Raw genomic sequence first — 299 nt, 5'->3', positions numbered from 1 at the left:
CGGATGGGTCGTTCTCGGTTAAGGGTCCGGATGGTTCGGTGCGGGAGTTTACGGCGGGCAGGGATCCGGTGCGGGAGACGTCGCCGGATGGTGATGTGACGACGTTCAACGCGGATGGGACGTTTTCGGTCAAGGGCGTCGATGGTTCGGTGACGGAATTCTCGGCGGATGAGCGGATGGTGCAGCGGACGGCGGCGGATGGTGAGCTGACGACGTTCGAGCATCGCGGTGATCAGTATGTGGCGAAGACCGGTGACGAGCGGGTGTTGGTGGGGGCGGATGGTCGGGAGATCTATTCG

At 63.2% G+C, this 299-nt stretch carries 1 protein-coding gene; it reads left to right on the top strand.

The genetic code is table 11. From position 1 onward, the window contains the following. Positions 1-38 precede the first annotated feature (38 nt). Positions 39-299, top strand: a 261-nt coding sequence (locus ACLQ2V_RS28155; RefSeq protein ID WP_425721744.1) for a hypothetical protein, incomplete at its 3' end; no start/stop codon positions are given.

Source organism: Micromonospora sp. DT233 (genome assembly GCF_049841815.1).
In the GTDB taxonomy this organism is placed as follows: Bacteria; Actinomycetota; Actinomycetes; order Mycobacteriales; family Micromonosporaceae; genus Micromonospora.
Note: the sequence above shows the minus strand (reverse complement) of the source record. Positions and strands in the feature narration are given on the sequence as shown.